This window comes from Methylobacterium sp. J-070, assembly GCF_022829385.1.
GTDB lineage: Bacteria > Pseudomonadota > Alphaproteobacteria > Rhizobiales > Beijerinckiaceae > Methylobacterium.
Genome location: NZ_JAKSXX010000232.1, coordinates 1 through 3,089, shown reverse-complemented (window position 1 = coordinate 3,089; position 3,089 = coordinate 1). Strand labels below are relative to the sequence as shown.

The 3,089-nt window shown below is 67.1% G+C and carries 4 protein-coding genes; 3 read left to right on the top strand and 1 reads right to left on the bottom strand.

All coding sequences use genetic code 11. From position 1 onward, the window contains the following. From MKL01_RS24790 to MKL01_RS24780, 3 genes are all read left to right on the top strand, one after another. The coding region (locus MKL01_RS24790; RefSeq protein ID WP_243907828.1) for a DUF935 family protein at positions 1–350 on the top strand (350 nt) is incomplete at its 5' end. Positions 351–406: 56 nt separating this feature from the next. Beyond that, the gene (locus MKL01_RS24785) at positions 407–940 is read left to right on the top strand and encodes a hypothetical protein (RefSeq protein WP_243907827.1); all 534 of its coding nucleotides are present in this window, start codon (positions 407–409) and stop codon (positions 938–940) included. A gap of 6 nt (positions 941–946) precedes the next feature. After that, positions 947–2,155, top strand: a complete 1,209-nt coding sequence (locus MKL01_RS24780; RefSeq protein ID WP_243907826.1) for a phage minor head protein — start codon at positions 947–949, stop codon at positions 2,153–2,155. 409 nt (positions 2,156–2,564) lie between these two features. Here the strand turns inward: MKL01_RS24780 and MKL01_RS24775 are convergent, their stop codons facing one another. Continuing rightward, the gene (locus tag MKL01_RS24775) at positions 2,565–2,738 is read right to left on the bottom strand and encodes a hypothetical protein (RefSeq protein ID WP_243907825.1); all 174 of its coding nucleotides are present in this window, start codon (positions 2,736–2,738) and stop codon (positions 2,565–2,567) included. Positions 2,739–3,089: the final 351 nt, after the last annotated feature.

Here is a 3,089-nt window from a genome sequence, read left to right as displayed (position 1 = left end):
CGCCGGCGCCGGCGGCGGCCCCGGCCGCGCCCGCGGCCCCGCCCGCGCGGCTGGCGCTGCGCCCCGGCCACCCGGGCGGATGCCGCTGCGGCGCCTGCGCCACCGCCCGGTTCTCCGCCCGGGATCCGGACCGGGACGCGCTCGACGACCTCCAGGACGACCTGCTCGCCGACTGGACGGCGATCACCGATCCCCTGCTGGAGGGCCTGTTCGCCCTGGCCGCCGAGGCGACGAGCTACGACGAGGTGCTGGCCCGGCTCGACGCCGTGCGCGTCGACAGCGGCCCCCTGCGCGCGCGCCTCGCGCGGGCGACGGCGATCGCCCGGGGGCTGGGCGATGTCGGGGATTAGCATCACGGTGGGAGGCAGCCACGGGTCGCGTGGCGGAACAGGTAGGGGACCGCGAGATGAGCGATGCACCGCGGGAGGCGCGATCGTTTGAGATCATCGGCGACGAAGACTTGCGCCGGCTTGCCATCATCGGCGCCGACGCGATCGCCCACGTCTGTCGGCCATTCAACAAGTCGCATGTCTACGCCGACCGTCTTCGCGTGCTGTGCTTCTGCCAGGGTGCTGCCCTTCACCATCAGCAGTGTTCGGCCGGCGTTGCGACCGAGGATCAGCGGGGTATCCACGATTTCGACGTGTGGGGCTTCCTGGAGCTGATCCCCGGGCGCCGGTTCGTCAGCCGCAAGCCCTGGGAAAGGGACTTTGGGCCATCCCGGTTCGGCAAGAGCCCGAACGATGCGAAACGGAAGGGTCGAAAGGTCGATGTGCTGGGCCGCGCCATCGATTTCCTGCCAGATGAACCCGTGTCAGACGCCGTTCTGCGATGGCTGACAGGTCCCGGGGATAGTCCGGCCGCACTGCGCATGCGGCCGGTTTATATCATCTCGCCCGGCCCGGATTTCGGGCGGATGATCTGGTCCGGGCAGCCGTGACGGTCCATGGCTGAACCGGGCGTTCAATCCGGCTTCAAGGTCCCGCCCGAGGTGCCGCGCTACTTCGCCGGGCGCGGGCTCAAGCCGGCCTTCTCGTGGCTCGACGTCTGGGGCGAGGAGCACGCCTACGCGTTCACGGTGGCCAAGGCCGTGGACGTGGAGCTGCTGACCCTGTTCCGGGACAGCCTCGCCGGGGCGATCGACCGGGGCGAGGGGTTCGAGACCTGGCGCGCGGGCCTCGTGCCCGAGCTGCGCCGCCTCGGCTGGGGCGGGGCGCGTGCCATCGCGGATCCCGCCCGCCGGGATCCGGACGCCGCGGTGGATTTCACCAGCCCGCGCCGCCTGCAGACGATCTTCTCGGCCAACATGCGCTCGGCCCGGGCGGCCGGGCAGTGGGAGCGGATCCAGCGGACCAAGGCGGCGCTGCCCGACCTGCTCTACGTCCGCACCAGCTCGGCCGATCCGCGGCCCCAGCACCTCGCCTGGGCCGGGACGATCCTGCCGGCGGACGATCCGTTCTGGACCACGCATTTCCCGCCCAACGGCTGGCAGTGCAAATGCGCCGTGCGCCAGATCTCGCGCTTCGAGCGGGAGAAGAAGCTCGCCGAGCCCGGCTACAGCGCCGAGCGGCCGGAGAGCCCCGCGCGCACCTTCGTGAACCGGCGCACCGGCGCCGTGGTGCGCGTGCCGGACGGGATCGATCCGGGCTGGGCGCACAATCCGGGCCTCGCCCGGGTCCGCACCCTCGTGGCGAGCCTGAGCGAGCGCCTGGAGGCGGCCGGCGCCCCCGAGGCCCGCCGGGCCATCGCGGAGATCTGGGCGAGCCCGCTGCCGCGGATCGTGTCCCGCCTGCCGCCGAGCGAGCGCGTCCAGGTGCCGGTCGCCGTGGCGCCCGCCGTCGCGGCGGCCCTCGACGCGCGCTCGGCCCTGGTCTCGGTGTCCCGGGATACGCTGGCCGAGAAGCTCGGGGCCCATCGCGCCCGGCCCACCGAGGTGGCGAGCTTCGCGGCCGTGCAGGCCCTGATCGACGCCGGCCGCCTGGTGGATCGCGGCCAGGCGAACCGCCGCTCGGTGGTGACCGAGCGCGACGACGGCTGGTGGAACACCGTGGTGGCCCGCAGCCTGACGGGCTTCCTGCGCATCGTCAGCGTGCACCGGCTGCGCGCGGCGCAGGCGCTGAAGTGGCTGGGCGGAGACGCCGACGGGAGGCCGTAACCTCTCCTACCCGCATGTGGGCAGTGTCCCGAATTCGACCGCCGGCGCGCTGAGTCTAAGTGAGCCGGGGGCCGCCGGCAACGGATCCCCTGCAGTCTCCACCCCCGAAACGGCCGGCTCGTATTTTTGGCCGCTGAGGGGCTTCTCCCGTCCGCGGAGCCCCTTTCTTGCCGAAAATCCTTAAAGCCGAAATTGAAGCGTCTGAGGCCATCCTAGGGGCATTCCTATCAGAAGGTTCCATCGGACAACGCCATATCAAGATGCCCCCATAAAACCTAAGTTTAGATGACAGGAACGCGAGCTTGCCCAATCGTAACGACAGCCGCTGTCCCCGCGGAGGTGTCGGTTCGGAAAAAATTTAACTGATAGATATCGTTTGTTTGATATTTTTTCGCTGATATCAATTCAACTAGAGCGATTGACTTATAATAAAAAGATCGATTTCATCAAACTCGGAAATTCTATCAAAGGGCAACGCCTTGATGGCTGCAAGTGCATCTACTCGATCTTCCACGTCGCCAATATATTTCCATAGGCGTTCGGATAGAGGGATTGGGATGCCAGCTTCATCGAGCTGTTTCATCCAAACTGGTTTCGCCCAGTTCTCAAGCGATGCGATAAACGGCCCATACGCAACGTTTGCATCAGGGGCAGCATGAGAAACTAAGGCTTCGATCGCTGCAATCGCACGTGGGTACGCAAATTCGCATGCCTGGAGGAATTGAAAGGCCGTATCAATTCCTCCAGAAATGTCATCTTTCTTGCTGAAGGTTGGAGCAAACCAGTGAAGGTATTGACCTGACCGGCTGGCTTTGGACCGGGCTGATTGAGAGGATCAGCCAGGATCGAAGGAGTCGGACATGCGGCGAGGTCAGAAGACGAGCGCGGAGCAGGTGGTGCTGAAGCTGCGCCAGATCGAGGTGCAGACGGCACA

What these genes read in the sequence shown, in the direction of transcription:
- MKL01_RS24785 (WP_243907827.1), top strand. Translation starts at nt 407, where the DNA reads ATGAGCGATGCACCGCGGGAGGCGCGATCGTTTGAGATCATCGGCGAC.
- MKL01_RS24780 (WP_243907826.1), top strand. Translation starts at nt 947, where the DNA reads ATGGCTGAACCGGGCGTTCAATCCGGCTTCAAGGTCCCGCCCGAGGTG.
- MKL01_RS24775 (WP_243907825.1), bottom strand. Translation starts at nt 2,738, where the DNA reads ATGAAACAGCTCGATGAAGCTGGCATCCCAATCCCTCTATCCGAACGC.